Source organism: Anaplasma ovis str. Haibei (assembly GCF_002214625.1).
In the GTDB taxonomy this organism is placed as follows: domain Bacteria; phylum Pseudomonadota; class Alphaproteobacteria; order Rickettsiales; family Anaplasmataceae; genus Anaplasma; species Anaplasma ovis.
On the sequence record NZ_CP015994.1, the window covers coordinates 494,857 to 513,974 of the forward strand.

Below are 19,118 nucleotides of genomic sequence, written 5' to 3' on the forward strand. Positions count from 1 at the left end.
GGGCACAGGAAGCGCGCACCGGGCGAACAGGTGGGAGACAATAGGAGGCTTCTGCTACTTTACCGCCGCGGAATAAGCGTCCCTGATGCTGACGAATATGCTCTCGTACAGGTCTATCTGGTTCAAGAACTTCTCGACCCGCTCCTTCATATACCGAAACTGCACCTCAGGAATCGCGCTAGACTTAAAGGCACTTACTATGTCGCCCCTAAAAGCCTCCGCATACTCCCTGGTAGCACTCAAATGGTTCAGCGTGGACTCTATTATCGCACCGGGATCTTCGCTTATCTCAGGCATTTATATATACTATAGGTATAACATCACAGGCGGTAATACACTTTAAAAGTTTAGTTGTAAAGAAAAATATAGCGAAAAATAGGGGGTAGGGAGAGACATTCTCATAATTATTTTGACTTTATTGGATATATGAGTGAGACTACCAACCGGGAGTCGCCCTCATGTGTATTGGTTCTCAGCCTGAGTGCGTGCTGTGTTAGTGGTGGATAGGGTTTTTGTTTCTTCAGATCATGCAGGTGTGCAGCTCCGACTTCTTCTCGGTACGTACCTGGAGGGTCTTGGGTGTAAGGTTGCTGACTGCGGCTGTGATGTTAGCGATGATGCCGTGGATTATCCTGATTATGTGCCGGGCGTGGTTGATTGCGTGTCTGACACAAGCTTTGGGGTGTTGATTTGTGGCACGGGAATAGGGATGAGTATAGCAGCCAACAGGAGTAGGTGGATCAGGGCCGCGCTGTGCCATGATTCAGTGTTCGCTAGGCTAGCTAGGGAGCATAATGACGCAAATGTTTTGTGCTTTGGCTCCAGATACATAGAGCCTGATGTGGCTAAGTCTGTGCTGTACACCTTTCTCACTACCAGGTTCCTGGGCGGTAGGCACGCGGCCAGAGTGAAAAAATTGGGGGAGGTTGGAAGTTGCAGTGGGTAGCTGCTGTAATACCGTTGTCCATGAGTTAATATGCCTGTTTCTGTGCCGCAATGGAAACTCAGGCTGTTTTCGGTCTTAGCGCATGTGCTGTAGTGTTGACAATGCGGAAGTCCGCAAGTTTTCCGGCTTGGCCTCTGAGTGGTGGGATGGGAATAGCTTTTCCGTTTTGCATAAAGTGAATCCTGCAAGGGTAAAATACGTACTTTCACAGTTGGATAGCAGCTTCTCCAAAAGTTCTGTATTAGATATAGGATGCGGCGGGGGCATATTTGCGGAATCTATGGCACGGCTAGGTTTTTCCGTTACCGGAGTAGATCCCAGTCAAGAAAGCATAGAGGTTGCTGCTGCGCACGCGCGTGCGGTGGGGCTGGATATTCGGTACCATTGCGCACATCTAGACCAATTCTGTGCGAATCATCCGGAAGTTTACGATATAGTCACGCTGATGGAAGTTGTTGAACATGTTATGGATCTAGAATCTTGCCTGGAAAATGCCTGTAGGTTGCTCAAAAAGGGGGGTACGCTGTTTCTTTCTACGCTGAATAGAACATTAAAGTCTATGATGTTGGCAATAGTGGCTGCGGAGCATATTTTGCGGTGGGTGCCTAGGGGAACGCACAGCTGGAACAAATTTGTCAAACCAAGTGAGGTGTGTTCCATACTGCGGGCTAAAGGGGTTATGGTGCAGAATATTAGCGGTATGAAGTATAGGGTGTTACAGAACGATTGGTGTGTAACGAGTGATAATGTGGATGTGAACTATTTTCTCACTTCAAAGAAGCTCTGAGCTCATACCCGATACATTTTCCTGTTCCGCATGTGGGTGGCGGTATTATGTAGTAGGGGAGAGCCACCTTATCAAAGGTCTCTCCCAGTGAGTCGTCAACTGATTCACCAAGTTTTGTATACCTACCGACATCATGTGCAATTAAGAATTGGCAGTGTCCTCCGGATATTATTAGTATCAAGAATGGAAATTCAAGGTCGGTATAGATCATACGTGCCACCAGTGCATGCGCCTCAAGGTGATTCACAGCAATAATGGGTTTACGTGTCACATATGCAATTGCTTTGGCAAGCATCACACCAACTATAAGTGAACCCACTAATCCGGGACCAGATGTTACTGCAATTGCACTTAAGTCACTAAACTCTAGACCTGCACTGCCCATAGCCTTGGAGACCAGAACATGTAGAAAATCAGAATGGGCTCTTGCTGCAATTTCTGGTACTACACCACCAAAAGACGAGTGCTCCTTCTGAGATAATACTTCATGCGATAGTACACTACGTCCATCTAAGACTGCAACCGCGGTCTCGTCACAACTGGTTTCTATCCCCAAAATTGCAACCATTCTACGGAGCTATTTCAACATGCCAGTTTCTCTGTAAAAGCGTTCTGCACCATCATGCAGCGGAACTGCACTTCCACTAGTCACCAGATCCCTGAGTGTGAGCTTCCGCAGAGCACCACTAAGCTCATGAAACCTGCTAATATTAGATGCAATGGATTTTACTATCGCATACGCCATCTCGTCTGATAGCGCAGTTGTAGCGTATACGGATTCTAATTTCAGAGTTAATGCACGGGCTCATACAAACAAGTTTGCGACCGCTGGCCAACTGTAGTAATGACGTGTTGTTTTGTTGTTGCGGAATTTATTATTACAACATATATGCTTAGCTTCTATCCGCGATTTTAATTTATTTTCCATAATATATATTATGTATTCAAGCTAATTAGGCAAATTTCCACCAATTTCTGCCCCGAAGCCCTGAAAAAGTCCTGAAAGTTCTACATACTTCTTCAAGCTCCATGCTGCAACAGGAGCAGGTGTACACCCCTTCCCTATCGCTAAATTACTCTAATTTGCGGGCACCCCTCCTCTGCTGGCATTGTGTCACGAACCCATAATAAGAACTGTGTCATGCTGTCAACTTGGTCATCGTGTTTATAGTACGGGAATGAACATACCTCCTGCTCGAAATCACCTAACCATGAAGCTTCGTGTGGGAGAAATACATGGCCTGACTCTATCATTGGGATAATCTTGAAAACTCTAATGTCTTTCGCACCCATGGGAACAACCGATATGATTGGTAGGTGGCTCAATTCTTGAGTAAGCTGAATACCACTTGACTTGCCCTCAATAAGCACGGCATTTGGCTTCCAAAGGCTTTCTAAGTGCAAAACTAATCTCTTGAGCGCGACGTATTTGAGTTTAACTCTGTATACTTCCAGTAGGAAGTGGTCTCTACCCTTGTGTGCCCAGATGGTGCATACGCTGAAATTACTACTGCGGGCCTCGGTGCCTGCGGTGTCCCAACTTTGCACTATAACACACTCTTCGTGCGGTATCTGATCAACATAACGCTTGAACCATTGGCGCTTTATGATTCCTTTGCCCAGATTGTCTATAGGATCTTGTTGGTATTGCGAGGAAAACGCATATGTTCCAACGTCCTGCTTCAAGCGCGCTATGTATTGAGCGCTCATGCTTCTGCGTAAAGGCTCGTTATCTTGCCTAACATGCAGTACCCTCCTCGATTTTCGGCCGCTGCTCTGTAGTATGCTTGGCAAGGCAAAGGAGTACACCTTGGTTTTTCTAGTAGACACCAACGGCAGAGATAAATGGTGCCACCTGTTACCGTAACCCTTTTTTGCTAGTAAATGCCCGGTCAGATCTTCTGTGTGTAGCCTATGCATGACTACAACCACAACCCCGTTTCTCCTATCGTTCAATCTTGTCAACAGGCTTTGATTGAACCAATTGCATACTTTTTGTCTATATGTTCTACTTTCAGATTGTAAAGGATTCATTGGATCATCGACTATCAGGAAATTGCCACCCTCCCCGGTGATTGTTCCCCCAACTGAGGTGGCAAATCTATACCCGAGCTGCGTAGTTTGGAACCTATGCTTTGTGTTTTGATCCTTGATGATTTTTACTTCTGGAAACAGCTCCTGATACCAATTAGCCTGCAATATATACCTGGTGTCTAATGATAACCTTTCGCTTAAAATTTGTGAGTAACTTGCAGCTATAATCCTAGCTTTTGGGTTCAAACCTAAAATCCATGCAGGCCATGCAATGCTCACGCATATAGACTTCATAGATCTTGGTGGTACGTTTATTATGAGGCGCTTAATTTTTCCGGCCAAAACGGCCTCTAATCTGTCTGATATCGCTCTTATGTGCCAATTGTCAACATATCGACTATCAGTAGCTATAGTTCCAAAGACAAGCTTCAGAAATTTAATGAATTTCATACCATAACTGCCGGTTTATTTCATATTTTTTGTATATGCCTGTGGTTTACAGTTTACCGTGCAATACACGCATAACCATGTCGGCGACCCGAATCTTTTTCCTTTTCCTTCTGTTGGTACTCAAGTCCCTTGAGAATGTATTGCACCATGGTATCTCCCTTGAACATTAGTGGAAAAATTAGTGCGAATAGCAGATTTATTAAAAGCTTAAAGATAAATGATATACCTCTCTTATTCTGCGGTTTTTTCAATGCTCGGCCGTACATTGCAGCTTCACGTATGTTGGATTCTGTGGTTTGTCCTGCCCTCTGTATTGGATCCATACCGTGTGCAACTTTTACTTTTAGCATAGTCTTGAACACAGATTTGGCTGAATATGCTGCTCTGTGTTGCCACTGTTTGTGTATACATGTGGCTGCCTTTTCCGCTTTAAGTGCGCGTATAATATCCTCTATGCTTTGGGAAGATTGTTTACAATGCAACGGCTTTCTCGACGCGATATGAGCCCTCGCTACCCACCTATCGCATGTGCGTACTTTATATCTCTCAAGAAGGTGCAAATGCGCCTTTTGAGGCCCCCTTATATCCATTACTTTTGTGGGACATGAGCGCGCATGGGAGTGGGTTTTTAGTATCCCACGCATTATCATGGCTTGTCCGGGTGTGCCATGCCTTAATACAAGCCCTATATAGCGCTTTGCTTCCGGAGAGTACTTGCGTGCTATTCGGCTGTGGGATACTACCTTTTCCATGTATGAAAATGTGCGATGTATGCGCAATCTTATATGTTTGAGATAAACTTATAGTTAATTTATTCACATATTGAGAATTAGTCGTCTTTCGCGTTCTGATTGTAGTGAACCAGTCCGCTGCTAATCAGCACCACATTGAAACTCCCCAAATTTCCAACCTCGTAATACCACTCATACAGCTCAACAAAGCACTTCATGGTTACTTTTGTCCTACTACCAAGCAGTAATGTGCAATTCAGAGCGCGGTTTTCGAATGAGCCCTCCAGCAATACGCTTTCTGCCGCCGAGTGTTCGGCAATTCCTGTGATGCGCACCGCAACATTCTTATCTCCTGTGCCGTTGAGAGAGTTTTTCCACCCTCCTGAGAGGACACCTTTAACTTCAGAATTTTTGTTACGTAACGTTAATCGAATGTTCTGAATGCCACTTAAAGTGACGCAGTCGCCGCTGTCATTTCTGAATTTTAATACTATCATCTATTAACACCTCAAAGCCTAGGGTGGATTGAAAGATCTCTCCTCTCCGCACTACCTTATATCCCCTACCGATAAATGTGAGTTCCAGCTCCTGAAACAGCTGCTGTAATGCATTTTTTGCGTGTTTCGCAATTTTTATGGTTTCTAGAATGCTGTAACTGAAGATGTAGCATGCCATGTGCGCTTTGAGAGCTACTTTGTCAAATGTTGCTATATCTTCAATATGACGTACGTGCAGGTGAGCGTACGGTATGCTTGCCACGGTGGGGGCTTGCTCATATATGCAGCTCACTAAATTTCTTATGATATGGTCCGATCGCAGGCGCTCTAATACCAATGCATATAGGTCCACAACGTTCATTACAGCACCAGCCTTACTTCCCTGAAAGGCGCGTATATCTCCTTGATAAATGCCAGATGTTCGACGGTCATGGAATCTCGCTTTTTATAGGCAACTGCTACATGATGCAATATTCCATGCTTGATTTGCGTGGGAATATCGCGCGTGTCCGCATAACCAGCCTCGTATACTATCTCTATTTTTGTGGCGCCGATTGCCGCGTATACCACTACGCTAGACTGCAGACTATCGACGGAATATTCTTTTTTTGTAACGGTACGTAGGGCAGCATTTTGTGTTGCCACTCTCACAGATACCACAGAAACAATAGGTCCAAACGGTAAAAATATTTTTTTGGGAATATTACCTCCGCTGCGGGATAGTACCCAGGTTTGCCTGCTTAGTGACTGTTCTATATACCATTGGGCGTACTCTGAAGACATCGATATGATATTTGTCAGTAAGCCATCCTCGCTGTTGTTGTTGATTCCTAAAAAGGACTTTACCTCTGTCAGTGTGACGGGAAAACTCGTTGGTGGCGCTTTACGCACTACGTGAAAGGCAGGATTTGCTAGCATGTAAGCCCCTAAACCGCAGTAAAATTTTTGAGAGTTTCTTGTATAATTTCTAGCATTATCTTGCTCATAATCTCTAAGTTTTTTTGGTACAAATGTGAGATAGTTACTGTTTGACTGATATTATCGGAGGTGGTTTCTGCAAATAGCTTTGTGTACTCCTTCTGTGATAGTTGTACTAGCTCTTCCTCCAGCATATCTCTAAATTGCTCCAAAAATGCATGAAGAGCACTATCTAACATACTTTGTAGCTGCTTTTCTTTCTTTTCAAAGAGCTCGTCAATTTCTCCTAGGACTGTATTCAAAAGGCTATGTTTGCTGTCTGTCGCACAGCTGCTTTTATGATTCATATGGGGAAAATTGCGCGGAACATAGTGGGATTTTAGAGTGAGATGCCTTTGACCGGGAAGCAATTTTCCAGGAATTGGCTCATACGTACCGCATTGTAAAAGTCAGTGCAAGGCCTCGCGTATGTGCCTTTCCCCGCAGATCGACCCCATATCAGTGTACATAATTACTGCGTTTTCGGTGATCTTTGCTCAGCCTTCTTAATGCAAAGCTTCAAGCAAGAAGCCCTACCAAATGCGTTGCAATGCTGCACTGTAGAAGTCTGGATATGCCGCCCACATTATACTAAGAACCCCCGGCTGTACTACATAGCCGCCAAGGTGGGGATGCCTGTGATATGGATTAACGATTCCGGTGGTGCCCCGTATACAGGAGGGAGTGGATTCTCTGGCTAGCTACGGCAAGATCTTTCTGCAGGAATACAGTTGATGCGATGGTATTGACCATATACACGTTTTTTCAGCCCCTTCTAGTGGGTCACATTGACCCATACTTTAGTGCCTATTCTATTTTCTGTCTTTTTGGCGTGCCTCGCTCTAGGATTTTTGTAAGGGTACACAACTTCTACCACTAAGCCTTGCCACAATACTCTCACTATAATGTTGAAATGTCTGGGGTGGTCCCGCAAATATCTCTAATCATGGGTTCATGTGCAGGTGGTGCGGTGTATTCCCCCGCATTGACTGACTTTGTATTCATGGTGCGTGGCAGCTCATGCATGTTTGTTACCGGACCGGATGTTATTCGGAAGGTTACCTTTGAAGAAGTTACCCAGGAAGATTTGGGCGGCTCTGCCATACACACGAAGAAGACCGGAGTTGCCGATCGCGCTTTTAGCGATGAAATTGATGCGCTGCGTCAGGTAAGGAAGTTTTTCTCGTTTATGCCTGCAAATAATAAGAGCACTGCCAGATTCAGAGAGACAAGAGATACTGTGGACAGAGAAAGCGAGTCCTTAAACACTCTGGTCCCCCATAGTAGCAGCATTCCGTATGATATGTACGAGCTTATACACAAAGTGTGTGACGAGGGGGTGTTTTTCGAGTTAAAACCGGATTTTGCGAAAAACATTATAACAGGCTTTGGCAGGATAGGCGGCCACACTGTGGGGTTTGTAGCGAACCAGCCGCTGCATCTGGCTGGGTGTTTGGATATTGATGCATCAAGAAAGGCTGCCAGGTTCGTAAGGTTTTGTGATGCCTTTAACATACCAATTGTCACGCTTATTGACGTTCCTGGGTTCATGCCGGGTGTGTCTCAAGAATATTCTGTAACCAGAAATCTTCATGACGTCAATGATACAGGAGTGCTTGCGTACGATTTCCATCACGTTTGCTTAACGCTAAGCCAAACCCGCCTACGCACGTACACTACCACCAAAAGGGTGTTGGTACAAGCCAGCCCTATCATTTGCCGGTTTATGTGTGCTGGTACATATCACGTACCATTCATCTTCCGAGCAAGCCAAGGACACGCCCCCGGTGTAGCGGCATTAACTGCGACGGCTTCTTCCTTTAAAAATCCCGGGGGAGGCGGGCAAACTACGCCCACTCATCTTCTAAACATACTAAGGACACGCTGCCCCCGAGCGCAGCGGCATTAACTGTAACGGTTTTCTCTGTCAAAAATCTATGCAAATAGTGCGGACCTCCAGCCTTGGGACCAGTTCCTGATAGCCCTCGACCCCCAAAAGGCTGTACTCCCACCACAGCGCCGACTTGATTCCTGTTTACGTACACATTACCCGCTCCTATCCTGTCAGTTATATCGTCGATGCTGCTCTGTATCCTGCTCTGTATAGCAAAAGTAAGCCCATATCCGGTACTATTTATATCGTCAAGCATGCCTAGTAGGTCAGGCTTTTTATATCTTATGACGTGGAGTACAGGTCCAAATACTTCTCGGCTGAGCTGGGATACCGACTCCAGCTCAAAGATATGTGGAGGGAAGAAATACCCCTCCTCTTCACCGGATAGATAGCTGATATCTGCCCTGCACAGCAGCTTGATCTTCTTTTTCCGCATCTCCTCTGCATAAGAAGTTAGCATATCAAAGCTCTGCTGGTCGATGACTGGGCCTATGTCAGTGCTAAGCGCCATGGGATTACCCAACCTCAGCTCTGCCACGGCACCTAAAAGCATCTCTATTGTCTTGTCCGCAACCTCTTCCTGTAGGAACAGCACCCTTAAGGAAGAGCAGCGCTGCCCAGCGCTCTTAAACGCAGAGGTGATAACGTCTTCAACAACCTGCTCTGGCAATGCTGAGCTGTCAACTATCATGGCATTAATGCCTCCAGTTTCGGCAATCAGCGGGATTATATCCCGGCCCCGCCCAGCTACCACTTGGTTGATTATATTTGCAGTTTCGGTGGAACCAGTAAATACGACCCCTGCAATGCTTGCGCTGCTAAGCAAGGCATTACCCAACACCTCTCCTCGTCCCGGCACAAAACACAGCACATCCGTCGGGACACCAGCCTCGTATAGTAGCTTCACTGCCTCATAAGCTACCAAAGAGGTTTGTTCAGCGGGCTTGGCTATAACCGTGTTACCAGTGACAAGAGCTGCCGCAATAGGACCCAAGAAAATAGCTAGGGGAAAGTTCCAAGGTGATATACAAACGAAAACCCCCCTACTTTCAAAGTAGAGATAATTCTCCTCTCCAGCTGGTCCAGGGAGTTTTATCGGATTGGTCAGCTGATCTCTAGCAAGCATCGCGTAGTACCGCAGGAAATCCACTGCTTCTCGGATTTCTGCGACAGCGTCAGAGATTACCTTACCACCCTCTCTTATTAGTAAGGAAAAGAACTTACCACGCCCTTTCTCAAGTAAATCCGCGGCACGCTCTAGGATGGCGGCACGCTCCTCCACAGGGGTGTTGCTCCACCTGTAGAACGAGCTGCGCGCAACCTCTATACTCTGCAAAGCATGTTCAGGAGTGGCAGCCAAAACCTCTCCCACTTTGGTGCTGAGGCTTGCAGGGAAAAATACCTCGTAAAGCTCTCCCTCTTCAATATCCTGGCCACCGATTATTGGACAGGCTTTCCAACAAGTGTCGTCGAATGCGCTAACTTCTTCACTTAACGCAAGCATAGAAAGCGAGTCAGAGGTGTTTACCCCGGCAGAGTTTATCCTACCATCCGGGAACATCTCCGAAGGCAATGGGATGCAAGGGTGCGGAGCATACTCGAAGGATGTTGCCCTTTCTAATGGATCAGCGCACAAGCATTCCGCGGGAATGTCAGCATCGTTGATCATGTTAACGAAAGAAACGTTGGCCCCGTTTTCGATCAACCGCCTAATCAAATAAGGTAACAATTCCTGATGTTGCCCTATGGGGGCATACACTCGGCAGCGAACATTTGGCGCAACCTCTTTGGTGACATAGTCGTACAAGCCTTGTCCCATGCCATATAAGCGTTGGAACTCAAACCCTGGATGGTCCTTATCAGCCATTTCCAAAACAAAAGACAAGGTGTAAGCGTTATGGGTTGCAAAGCATGGATAGAAGGTCCCAGGCTTGCTTAAGAGCTTCTGCACACATGCAAGATAGGAAACATCCGTGTATGCCCTCCTAGTAAACACTGGATACCCATCCAATCCCATCTCTTGGGCATTTCTGATCTCATAATCCCAATAAGCACCCTTCACTAGCCTGACGATCATCTTGCGATTCGCCCTTATAGCTATATCTTCTACAAAATCAAGAGCGGCCAGCGCCCTTTTTTGATAAGCCTGTATGACGCAACCAAGCCCCTCCCAACCGTTGAGAGAGCTGTCAGAAAACACTGTGTCTAACACCATAAGGTACAGCTCCAACCTGCGCGCCTCTTCGGCGTCTATTGTCAGCCCAACGTTGTACTTCTTTGCAACCTGACACAGCTCTAATAACTTAGATGATATGTCCTTTAGTATGTAATCTGCCTGACTGAATTCATATCTTGGATGCAGGGATGAAAGCTTAACCGATATTCCATGCCTTGATTCCAGATCGTCCCCCGCTTTTGAATCCGACCCCAACGCTTCTAGGATATTCATGTAGGAGGTAAAATATCTGTCAGCATCTGCGCGAGTTTTTGCAGCCTCTCCTAAAGCATCAAAGGAGCATAAACGCCCGGCCTCATGGCTTCTTGCAATTGCCTCCTCTATTGTGTGCCCACACACGTAGTGCTTGCCCAATACCTGCATAGCCTGCAGGGCAGCTTTTCTTATAACAGGCTCACCCATATCTTTGAGTAGATTGCCCAATATGCCGTACCATCGGGAGTCATCAACCTCCCTGAGCATATGTGCACCGATACTGAGCGCCAAAGTGGAAACATTAACGAATATCGATGCAGAACGCCCTATATGCTTGTTCCAAGTTGTACGGGTAATTTTGTCTCTTATAATGTCGTCTATGGTGCAGTCGTCAGGGATTCTGAGCAGAGACTCTGCCAGACACATAAGCGCAACACCCTCCTCGGTCGACAGCCCATATTGCTGCATGAATGCGTCTATCATTGTGGTGTTTTTGTTTGCGCGTACCTTCTCTATTACCTGCTTCGCCAAGCTATATATCCGCACCTTTGATTCTTGAGACACTTCAGTGCGCTCGGTTAAATATCTTATGTAGCTTTTCTCATCAGCACCATACAACCCCTGCATGCGCTTGCGCAGCTCATCAGGCGATTGTAAAGGACTTATCATCATGTATCGTTACCTGCATAAAAACCAACAAAGGGCCAAACACGAGCCCAGGAAGACCTACAACTTGATAGGCTGTACTCGAAGTGTCTGCAAAATACGGTAGCAAAACACAAACGCGCCGCAATTGTACAGAATGGCATTGTAACTGTCCAGCAAATTCGTTACCCTGAGCGGGTACTGGCTTGGGACTGTGTGAGGGATAGGATGTTTGATGTATCTGGAAAAAGATTTTTGGTTGTGGGAGCATCTGGGGGTATAGGTTCTGCCATATCCATTGCTCTATCTAGAGCAAATGCCGAGCTATGTATATCGGGAACCCGCGTTGATGCATTGCAGAGTGTTGCATCGCAGTGCGTGGCCGGCGTACATGTTATGCAGTGTGACCTTTTGAATAGTGCGGAGGTGGACACCTTAGTGGATAGAGCTGCAGAGCTTATGTCAGGAATTGACGGAGTGGTCTGTAGTGCGGGCATAGTGCTTGATAAGCTATCGCTCCGCATTACTGATGAAGATTGGGATAAAGTCATAGCAATTAATCTGAGTGCCGTATTCAGAATCAACAAAAGTGCATGCCGTGCCATGCTGAAAAATGCAGGTGGTAGAATAATAAACATCTCATCGATCGTAGGCGTTACCGGTAATGTCGGCCAGGCGAATTATTCAGCATCTAAGGCTGGCATAATAGGGATGAGTAAGTCTTTGGCCCTAGAGTTCGCATCTCGTGGGATCACAGTAAATTGTGTCGCTCCAGGATTCATAGATACACCTATGACGGCCCAACTATCGGAAAAACAAAAGGAGCATATCTTGAATAACATACCAATGGGTCACATGGGTACTCCCGAAGACATATCCTCGGTAGTTCTATTTTTGGCTAGTGATGCCAGCAGCTATATAACTGGGCAGACCATACATGTGAATGGCGGCATGTTGATGTGCTGAACGGGTAATAGGTGCTTGAACGCAATTTACGCACAGAAGCCTGCTTACACACGATACCAAGAGTGGCATTACTAGTACTTCTCGGTTGACTTGCAGACAAACCCTAACATAGCGGATGATCAGTGCAGGTGCGCTGATGACACTTTCAGCTTAGATAGCATTTAAGACATGTTTCCAGACAAGACACCTTAAGCAGTTGTTGGGTCATGAAAATCAGTCAATGTAATGGCTTTTCTGTCTTGTTGTAGGTAAACGCGCTCCTCCTTCACAGACGTTTCTTATAATTTATTAAACTAAAAGATGAGATTGGAAAGGTAACTACCTAATTTTCACTCAATACTCATCGCGCTTTTTCGTGTTCTGGATATTACGCAACAAGGCGTCATGATAGTTACACCGGTATCAAGCTGGCAGGCTACCGGGATGAGCGCGTTTACTAATTAATACGCCCAACACAATTACGCGGACAGATCTGTAAGGACTCGGGCCGCCAGTGCGGGCCATACGCAACAAGGATGCCCACCCGGCAATTGTTGTGGCTAAGGAGGGATTCGAACCCCCGACCCGGAGATTATGATGCTCCTGCTCTACCCCTGAGCTACCTAGCCCGACGACAACGGGATATCACATCTTGTGCCATGTTGCAACCTGCATATTCATACACGGCTGCCCGTGGGGAAGGAGGATGATTTTGATATGCAAATTGTTAATGGTTTTCATTTACCATGTTGGGGTGTTTTTATCTCTATAAACCTGGCCCTACTCCGGAAGAATACGCGTTATTGTGAGGTTTAACTTCGGGCAGGGATGCATGCGCCGTTGCGTCATGCTTGTCAGAGCCGTATCCGATCTAGAAGCACGATGAGTCACAGAAATTGAAGTACACTTTGAACTATGCCACATATTCACGGTAAGGATACGACATTTACTATGCTCATTCAGAAGGAAGAGTGTACATCCCCTTCCAACCAGTTAGCGGTTGTTCCACAAAAAAGAAGAATTATATTATTTCGGCAAGGCACGCTGCGTACCACCGCGCGTATGGTATTTATAATCTATTGGATATGTTTGTGTCTAGCTTACTCTTTTGCGTTGGCCGCAAGTGCTGTGCCCAAGGAGGCCGCAATTGCACTTTTTGCCACAGCTTCCGCATTGGCAATGTGTGGATACGCTATGGCTTTATACCTCAAAACACGCAGCTACCGCAAGAATGAGCATATACAGGAACTTTCCCGTCTTGAGAAGATTGATACATTTGCGACATGCGCAGAGGCAATAATCGTCATTGGTCTCTCAGCCGCATCTATAGGGTTCTTGATTTCCGGAACCGCTACCCCGCGCTACTTCTCTGTTATCGGATGCTTTGCATCAATGTGCGCAATTTTATCCAGGATTGCCTCTATGACGGCTGATCACAAACAGCTGCAATTGACTGGTCAATACATGGATAAAGAGGAGTACGATTCAAGGGTCAAAACTATAAGGAGTCAAAAAGCGCTTGGTTACTTAGCCATAGCATTGGGGGTTGTGAGCATTTCCATGAACATTGCATCACTTAGCAGTAATAACGTCCATGTTGGCGGATTGGCTTGGAACATAGCAAAGGCTATAGCAAGTTGTGGGTGGTTAACCACTTGTGTTGGGTCCTTCGTCCTGGTACGTATGTCCCAGCGCAATCGTTGCTATCACAGACTTCTTTCAGAATGTGAAGTTTCAGCTGTTGCTGAAACACTTGCGCAAGATCGGCGGAAGTCTGTGAAAAATGCGCTGATAGCCCTAGGCAATAGTGCCAGATAGTTCCCTCAGGTCTTATTATGTTCACCTAGAACATTTTTATGGAGGTTGCGCACAAGCCTATTGCACGTACGTCGGTCTTGAGTAGTATCGCAGAGTCTCTCAGTCGGTTAAGACTCGCAGATAATCTTCAATGTACATAATCAGTGCATATGCACTTGGTACTCCCCAGCCTTAAATAGTACTCTTACTCCTTGAATGCCCTGTCTTCTCAATTCAGATGCAACCCTCTTTGCGTGCGCTGCTTCAGTAACTTTCAAAACATAACCAACACTGGTTTTGGCTGCAATTAGGTCTTTCCTGTGACGCTCTTCCAGTTTTGCATACCTAGCTTTATTAGAGAGTTGTTCATGCAGCATTTTTCTGGACATTTTTCCCAGATAGAGCACTTTGACTTTTGCAGTACCTTTGTCACGGAAACCAAGCAACGTAGCGGCTTTTTCTGAGAGGTCTATTATCCTATTCTCAACAAATGGGCCACGATCATTTACTTTTACCGTAACCTTTCTACCATTTTCCAGATTTGTAATTTCAACAAAGCTGGGCATAGGCAGAGTCTTGTGTGCAGCTGTGAGTAAAAACTTGCTGAAAATATCACCATTAGCGGTAGGTTTATTGTGAAAATCGCCGCCGTACCAGGAGGCAATACCGATTTCCTCGTAGTAATCGTAGTACTGTGGCTTATAGGCTATACCATTTATAGCATAGCTCGTGCCAATTTTATAATGAGCACCATTACGGCCGGGCTTGGTGGCAGAAGTTGCACACCCTTGTAAAAGTCCCAGAGCGAGACACGTCAAAGATAGAAAGATAGAATATGGCACTAAAACATGGGTCAATATAACTCACTAGAAGGTTGCAAAAAACGCGTACATGGTCAATACCATCGCATCAGCTTTTAAAATACAATCAAAATCGTTTTAAGCAATTCTGCAGTTTTCGCGCAAGCGTTGCAGAGGCACTCCTCGTACCGTTATGTGCTGGTGCTAAACATTGTGTCTTAATGAATTCCCCAGCCAACAAAATGTACAGTGAACTACACAAGTTTGCGCAATACACACATCACGGGGGCATGATCCGATGGTGACTCTAGCCCTCTAACACTAGAGAGAATACTGCACTCAACAAGCTTATCTACCGCGTGCGGAGAAAGCAGTAAGTGATCTATCCGCATGCCTCTGTTCCTCTGCCACGCCCCTTCCCTATAATTCCACCAGCTGAACTCCTGCTTGCCCTCATGCAAAACTCGAAAAGCATCTGTGAAGCCCAAGTGCAGCATTTCACGCAACCCCGCGCGCTCTTTCGGATGGAAGCACAACTTCCCATCAAGCGCTTGCGCATCGTATACATCTATGTCGTCAGGAGCCACATTATAGTCCCCACCTATAACTAACCAATCCTCCCTTGCGAGTAGTTTTAGCATCTTTGCTTTTAGGCACTGCAGAAAATTGAGCTTATAAGCAAAGGTTTCTGTATCAACTTCCTGCCCATTCGGTACATAAACACTCGCAACCCTTACCTTAACATCTTGACAATCTACTAAACATTCCAAATACCTAGCCTCCGCCATAGAGTAACTACCCGTATCCTGAACTGCACCAATACCTTCTTCTGCATCAAATATGGTATCACACACCTTACCTACCACCGGGTACTTGCTCAATATAGCTACTCCATTTCTTGATTTCTGCCCATGTATGTAGCACCTATACCCTAGATCCTCCAGCTCCGCCAGGGGAAATTGGTCATCAGTGCACTTGGTCTCCTGCAGTAACGCGATATCCACACGGTGTTCAGTCAATACACTGCATAAGTGAGCTACCCTTTTTCTTATGGAGTTTACGTTCCACGTCAATATTCTGATCATGCTCCCTAAGATATCTGAAACCGTTAGGGGAATTAACACTTCAATAAGTTGGTGTGTCAAGTTACAAATATGCGGAGAGGTATATACATAAGCGGAGCTAGGGACAACAAAGTTCACCCACGCCGCCTAAGTGGTAGTTTTATTGTGGTGTACTACCGAGAACTTTAGCCCTAACTCTATTCCATGCGAATTGAATGCAAAGTCTTGAAAATCATAAAGTACGCTGTTGCCGTCTTCGTCATATATTGTGTCGGTTTTATACTTCCAATGGTGTTTGCGGTAATTATACCCTACATATGCCTCTAAACCTGGAACGATTGGGTAAGAGAGGCCGATTTTGGATTGTGTAACCATCCCGTATAGATCTTCAGAGTACTGCCGCAGCCCTTGATACCGCAATACCTTAGCCATACCCACACTGGAACCGGCATATAAGCTGATTTCTCCGCCCAATGGGTAGTAGCCATATAGTCCGTAGGATACAGACAACCTTCTGACTGAAAGAACACCCTCAGCCTCACGCGCTGTAACGGTTTCATCATAAAGCACTCGCCTAATCAAATGGAGAGCGCTACCCCTACCCTCTTCTAATACTGGAGCGGCCATAGAGGTGCGAAATTCGAATTCATGATATAGCCTATCAGTGGCAGATGGCCAAATAGAAGACGCATAAAGGTCCCAGCTGCTGCCAATACGTGTAGAGTATTGTAAGTTCAGTGAGTTATCGTAGACTACATTGTGCACGTAACCAATTCTGCATTGCGGCGCTTTTAAGAACAACCTGCTCAACTGTGTAGTGATAAATCCCGTCTCCATAGATGAGGCTCCCAAGACCAAGCCTAACACTGATAGAGCTGTCATACGTGCTTTGATAGAGGTGTAAATCGTATTTCAACTTGTATATTAATATTTTAATATTATCAATACAAATCTTCCCAAAGCGGCAAAATAGTTTAAGTATAGAATCAGAGGCCGTGCTGCCATATTTAAACATGTTTCTACCTATCTGCCGCCTTTATTAAACAGCGGACTGTGCAGCGGGCGATGCGCCTCATCATATGTATGCACTAGGTGCCTTACACCATGCGTACCACATACGGAAGTAGGAAGGTTTTACTTGACTGAATACGGTAAATATAGAAATATCTCCATATATGTGGCACTGGTAGGGAAGAAGGCCGTGAAGGTTATGGGGTCTTTAAAGTCAGCGAAAAGTCGCGACAGGGACTGTAAGATAGTACGCAGGAAGGGGCGTATATACGTTATAAATAAGAAAAAGCCCAGATTTAAAGCAAGGCAAGGATATTAGTTGAGCTGGTCGCTTTGTTGTGGTTGGCATGCATCGCTTTGGCCGCCGTTTAGGTATGGTTGGTGCTCCTCCGCGTGTGGGGCTTGCAGTCAGCACCTCCAAGGTTAGGCTGTGTGTTATACTGGTTACGTGTATAGTAACGTGCTACCTAGGTGCGAGCGCGATGTTTGGGGAGCGGGGCCTGCTCGCCATGCTAAGGCTGCGTCAAGAGTTGCGCAGGTGCGAAAGTGACTTGAGCAGAATGGTGCGATTGAAAGAAGAGATGCAGCGTAGGAACGCGTTGTTGTATGAGGACTCGCTGAGTCTGGATCTACTCGACGAACGTAGCAGGAGTGTGCTTGGTCATGTGGAGCCGGATGAGCTCGTTGTAATACTAAAACCACAATGAAAAGAGGGAGACGCGTTACTCACGTGCTCGCATCTTAACTCCCGTTGTATCATCACCTAGTTCTGCGCTTCCTATGTTGGTAGGTGGCAGTTCTTCATTGCTACCTGCCGCTGCTTCGTGGTCCATGCCTTGCAACGCTACTTGGTCACTTTGTGCTAGCCCCCTGCGGCGCATTCGTGCTAGAGCGACAGAGTTCCAGATCAGGGCCGCAATGGCTATAATTCCGATAAACCCCCCGATGTTCATTATGAAAAAAAGCGTCGAGCCTTCCTGGATGCTTGTTACCGCGCCGTGCATCAATAAGGAACCCAGGACTATACCAAGAAAAACCATGCACCCTACTACCACCCGCTCCTTGTGTGACATATGGAAGTGGATGCGTGCCGCTGGTACACCAGGCTCCTCCCTACTCTCACGTTCTTGGTTGCCAACATCGACGCCTTGTTCATCTTCAGCGACGCCCAATTCAGGATGCAAAATCTTTTCCACAGAGAAGAAAAAAGCAGCCGCAAGAACGTGCAAGCCGCCACTCCCAATTCTACGAGAAGCGGTACCGCCATCAATGAAAAACGACGCACTGCCCTACAGCGGCTGAGAAACGCCGTGCTGTGCAGCCAAACGGTGGGCCTGGGAAGAATCGAACTTCCGTCCTCACGCTTATCAGGCGTGCGCTCCAACCGCTGAGCTACAGACCCTGTAATCTATACTGATAAGCAAGACTGAGGAACAACATCCACAAAAACCTTGTCGCCTACCCTCTTACGAAAACAGACAACTCCAGCAATCTTAGAAAATATGGTATGGTCCTTACCTATGCCCACATTTCTCCCCGGATGATACCTCGTGCCACGCTGGCGAATTATTATGTTGCCGGGAACGACAAGCTCACTCCCAAACTTCTTAACCCCGAGTCTTCTACCTCTCGAGTCTCTACCATTAGAAGAACTACCACCGGACTTTTTAGTAGCCACAACCTACCCCACCTTAAGTACACGTAAAACGACCAAATCCTGCCTATGGCCGACTTTTCTCCTGTAATTCTTGCGGCGCCTTTTCTTGAATACAACGATTTTATCATTCCTGCAGCGCGCAACAACCTCCGCAGTAACCGCAGAGCTCTTTCTCTGGAGGACGACACCCTTCTTCTTTCCCCCGAAGGTAGCGAGACTGTCAAGCTTGACCTTCTCACCCACGCCGACATCCATCAATTCTACTTTGATTACGTCACTCTCCTTAACTTTGTACTGCTTTCCGCCAGCCTCAACCACAGCGAACATACTCAAAGCCTCTAACCGATATACCGCAAGCGTCCGGATTTTGGTCCATACGAGCCCCCATGTCAATAAAATCTGACACTGTGTGCCTGTTTCACAACGAACGCACCGGAATTATACTGGAAAAATTACCCAAGTCCATACCCAA

Annotated in this window: 20 protein-coding genes, 2 tRNA genes and 2 pseudogenes; 7 read left to right on the top strand and 17 right to left on the bottom strand. The window is 46.3% G+C overall.

The genetic code is table 11. From position 1 onward, the window contains the following. Positions 1-490 precede the first annotated feature (490 nt). Both rpiB and ubiG read left to right on the top strand, forming a co-directional pair. Complete coding sequence (gene rpiB, locus AOV_RS02005) at positions 491-946, top strand: ribose 5-phosphate isomerase B (RefSeq protein ID WP_075139473.1); 456 nt, start codon at positions 491-493, stop codon at positions 944-946. 82 nt (positions 947-1,028) lie between these two features. Continuing rightward, positions 1,029-1,733: a bifunctional 2-polyprenyl-6-hydroxyphenol methylase/3-demethylubiquinol 3-O-methyltransferase UbiG gene (gene ubiG, locus AOV_RS02010; RefSeq protein WP_075138925.1), complete on the top strand. Its 705-nt coding sequence runs from the start codon at positions 1,029-1,031 to the stop codon at positions 1,731-1,733. A gap of 61 nt (positions 1,734-1,794) precedes the next feature. Here the strand turns inward: ubiG and AOV_RS02015 are convergent. From AOV_RS02015 to AOV_RS02050, 8 genes and pseudogenes are all read right to left on the bottom strand, one after another. Further along, positions 1,795-2,301: pseudogene (locus AOV_RS02015) on the bottom strand (tRNA (adenosine(37)-N6)-threonylcarbamoyltransferase complex transferase subunit TsaD); the annotation flags it as partial. A 9-nt stretch (positions 2,302-2,310) separates the two neighbouring features. After that, positions 2,311-2,523 (bottom strand): TAXI family TRAP transporter solute-binding subunit, encoded by a 213-nt coding sequence (locus AOV_RS02020; protein WP_267896390.1) that lies wholly within the window; start codon positions 2,521-2,523, stop codon positions 2,311-2,313. A gap of 278 nt (positions 2,524-2,801) precedes the next feature. Next, positions 2,802-4,217, bottom strand: coding sequence for a phage terminase large subunit (terL, locus tag AOV_RS02025; RefSeq protein ID WP_075138927.1), 1,416 nt, complete (start codon positions 4,215-4,217; stop codon positions 2,802-2,804). 53 nt (positions 4,218-4,270) lie between these two features. Beyond that, entirely contained in the window at positions 4,271-4,969 is a 699-nt protein-coding gene (locus AOV_RS02030) for a hypothetical protein (protein ID WP_075138928.1), read from the bottom strand. A 77-nt stretch (positions 4,970-5,046) separates the two neighbouring features. Next, the gene (locus tag AOV_RS02035; RefSeq protein ID WP_075138929.1) at positions 5,047-5,445 is read right to left on the bottom strand and encodes a phage tail tube protein; all 399 of its coding nucleotides are present in this window, start codon (positions 5,443-5,445) and stop codon (positions 5,047-5,049) included. Next, the gene (locus AOV_RS02040) at positions 5,420-5,806 is read right to left on the bottom strand and encodes a DUF3168 domain-containing protein (protein WP_075138930.1); all 387 of its coding nucleotides are present in this window, start codon (positions 5,804-5,806) and stop codon (positions 5,420-5,422) included. The genes AOV_RS02035 and AOV_RS02040 overlap by 26 nt, the downstream gene beginning before the upstream one ends. After that, positions 5,806-6,363: a head-tail connector protein gene (locus AOV_RS02045; protein WP_075138931.1), complete on the bottom strand. Its 558-nt coding sequence runs from the start codon at positions 6,361-6,363 to the stop codon at positions 5,806-5,808. Before AOV_RS02045 ends, AOV_RS02040 begins: the two co-directional genes overlap by 1 nt. A gap of 8 nt (positions 6,364-6,371) precedes the next feature. After that, positions 6,372-6,710 (bottom strand): hypothetical protein, encoded by a 339-nt coding sequence (locus AOV_RS02050; protein WP_075138932.1) that lies wholly within the window; start codon positions 6,708-6,710, stop codon positions 6,372-6,374. 596 nt (positions 6,711-7,306) lie between these two features. On the opposite strand from AOV_RS02050, the pseudogene AOV_RS02055 reads away from it, so the two are divergent. Further along, positions 7,307-7,978 (top strand): annotated as a pseudogene (locus AOV_RS02055) (acyl-CoA carboxylase subunit beta); the annotation flags it as partial. A gap of 271 nt (positions 7,979-8,249) precedes the next feature. Here the strand turns inward: AOV_RS02055 and putA are convergent. Beyond that, positions 8,250-11,396, bottom strand: a complete 3,147-nt coding sequence (putA, locus tag AOV_RS02060; RefSeq protein WP_075139474.1) for a bifunctional proline dehydrogenase/L-glutamate gamma-semialdehyde dehydrogenase PutA — start codon at positions 11,394-11,396, stop codon at positions 8,250-8,252. A 204-nt stretch (positions 11,397-11,600) separates the two neighbouring features. Here putA and AOV_RS02065 point away from each other — a divergent pair, with 204 nt between their 5' ends. Further along, complete coding sequence (locus tag AOV_RS02065; RefSeq protein ID WP_075139475.1) at positions 11,601-12,338, top strand: beta-ketoacyl-ACP reductase; 738 nt, start codon at positions 11,601-11,603, stop codon at positions 12,336-12,338. 536 nt (positions 12,339-12,874) lie between these two features. On the opposite strand, the gene AOV_RS02070 is transcribed toward AOV_RS02065, so the two are convergent. Next, a tRNA-Met gene (locus AOV_RS02070) sits at positions 12,875-12,946 on the bottom strand. 565 nt (positions 12,947-13,511) lie between these two features. Here AOV_RS02070 and AOV_RS02075 point away from each other — a divergent pair. Next, a complete protein-coding gene (locus AOV_RS02075) occupies positions 13,512-14,135 on the top strand; it encodes a hypothetical protein (RefSeq protein WP_233497216.1) in 624 nt (207 codons plus the stop codon). A 140-nt stretch (positions 14,136-14,275) separates the two neighbouring features. On the opposite strand, the gene AOV_RS02080 is transcribed toward AOV_RS02075, so the two are convergent. From AOV_RS02080 to AOV_RS02090, 3 genes are all read right to left on the bottom strand, one after another. Further along, on the bottom strand, positions 14,276-14,971 hold the full coding sequence (locus AOV_RS02080; protein ID WP_117374417.1) for a septal ring lytic transglycosylase RlpA family protein: 696 nt from the start codon (positions 14,969-14,971) through the stop codon (positions 14,276-14,278). A 197-nt stretch (positions 14,972-15,168) separates the two neighbouring features. After that, positions 15,169-15,999, bottom strand: coding sequence for an exodeoxyribonuclease III (xth, locus tag AOV_RS02085; protein WP_075138934.1), 831 nt, complete (start codon positions 15,997-15,999; stop codon positions 15,169-15,171). Between the two features lie 126 nt (positions 16,000-16,125). After that, complete coding sequence (locus AOV_RS02090; RefSeq protein ID WP_075138935.1) at positions 16,126-16,815, bottom strand: hypothetical protein; 690 nt, start codon at positions 16,813-16,815, stop codon at positions 16,126-16,128. Positions 16,816-17,179: 364 nt separating this feature from the next. On the opposite strand from AOV_RS02090, the gene ykgO reads away from it, so the two are divergent. Both ykgO and AOV_RS02100 read left to right on the top strand, forming a co-directional pair. Next, positions 17,180-17,308, top strand: coding sequence for a type B 50S ribosomal protein L36 (gene ykgO / locus AOV_RS02095; protein WP_010264484.1), 129 nt, complete (start codon positions 17,180-17,182; stop codon positions 17,306-17,308). Positions 17,309-17,363: 55 nt separating this feature from the next. Next, complete coding sequence (locus AOV_RS02100; protein WP_233497217.1) at positions 17,364-17,696, top strand: FtsB family cell division protein; 333 nt, start codon at positions 17,364-17,366, stop codon at positions 17,694-17,696. A 15-nt stretch (positions 17,697-17,711) separates the two neighbouring features. Here the strand turns inward: AOV_RS02100 and AOV_RS02105 are convergent, their stop codons facing one another. The 4 genes from AOV_RS02105 to rplU form a co-directional block, all read right to left on the bottom strand. Beyond that, positions 17,712-18,218, bottom strand: a complete 507-nt coding sequence (locus AOV_RS02105) for a hypothetical protein (protein WP_075138937.1) — start codon at positions 18,216-18,218, stop codon at positions 17,712-17,714. Positions 18,219-18,318: 100 nt separating this feature from the next. Then, positions 18,319-18,391: transfer RNA gene (locus AOV_RS02110), tRNA-Ile, on the bottom strand. Positions 18,392-18,397: 6 nt separating this feature from the next. Next, positions 18,398-18,667, bottom strand: a complete 270-nt coding sequence (rpmA, locus tag AOV_RS02115) for a 50S ribosomal protein L27 (protein WP_075138938.1) — start codon at positions 18,665-18,667, stop codon at positions 18,398-18,400. A 3-nt stretch (positions 18,668-18,670) separates the two neighbouring features. Then, positions 18,671-18,973 carry a 50S ribosomal protein L21 gene (rplU, locus tag AOV_RS02120; RefSeq protein WP_075138939.1) on the bottom strand — a complete coding sequence of 101 codons (303 nt, stop codon included), beginning with the start codon at positions 18,971-18,973 and terminating at the stop codon, positions 18,671-18,673. Positions 18,974-19,118 lie beyond the last annotated feature (145 nt).

Bases quoted from the DNA above. Each gene is read 5' to 3' on its own strand.
- AOV_RS02050 (WP_075138932.1), bottom strand. From the start codon at position 6,710: ATGAATCATAAAAGCAGCTGTGCGACAGACAGCAAACATAGCCTTTTG.
- putA (WP_075139474.1), bottom strand. From the start codon at position 11,396: ATGATAAGTCCTTTACAATCGCCTGATGAGCTGCGCAAGCGCATGCAG.
- AOV_RS02035 (WP_075138929.1), bottom strand. From the start codon at position 5,445: ATGATAGTATTAAAATTCAGAAATGACAGCGGCGACTGCGTCACTTTA.
- AOV_RS02065 (WP_075139475.1), top strand. From the start codon at position 11,601: ATGTTTGATGTATCTGGAAAAAGATTTTTGGTTGTGGGAGCATCTGGG.
- rplU (WP_075138939.1), bottom strand. From the start codon at position 18,973: ATGTTCGCTGTGGTTGAGGCTGGCGGAAAGCAGTACAAAGTTAAGGAG.
- AOV_RS02040 (WP_075138930.1), bottom strand. From the start codon at position 5,806: ATGAACGTTGTGGACCTATATGCATTGGTATTAGAGCGCCTGCGATCG.
- AOV_RS02090 (WP_075138935.1), bottom strand. From the start codon at position 16,815: ATGGAGACGGGATTTATCACTACACAGTTGAGCAGGTTGTTCTTAAAA.
- terL (WP_075138927.1), bottom strand. From the start codon at position 4,217: ATGAAATTCATTAAATTTCTGAAGCTTGTCTTTGGAACTATAGCTACT.
- AOV_RS02045 (WP_075138931.1), bottom strand. From the start codon at position 6,363: ATGCTAGCAAATCCTGCCTTTCACGTAGTGCGTAAAGCGCCACCAACG.
- ubiG (WP_075138925.1), top strand. From the start codon at position 1,029: ATGTGCTGTAGTGTTGACAATGCGGAAGTCCGCAAGTTTTCCGGCTTG.
- AOV_RS02030 (WP_075138928.1), bottom strand. From the start codon at position 4,969: ATGGAAAAGGTAGTATCCCACAGCCGAATAGCACGCAAGTACTCTCCG.
- xth (WP_075138934.1), bottom strand. From the start codon at position 15,999: ATGATCAGAATATTGACGTGGAACGTAAACTCCATAAGAAAAAGGGTA.
- AOV_RS02075 (WP_233497216.1), top strand. From the start codon at position 13,512: ATGGCTTTATACCTCAAAACACGCAGCTACCGCAAGAATGAGCATATA.
- AOV_RS02100 (WP_233497217.1), top strand. From the start codon at position 17,364: ATGGTTGGTGCTCCTCCGCGTGTGGGGCTTGCAGTCAGCACCTCCAAG.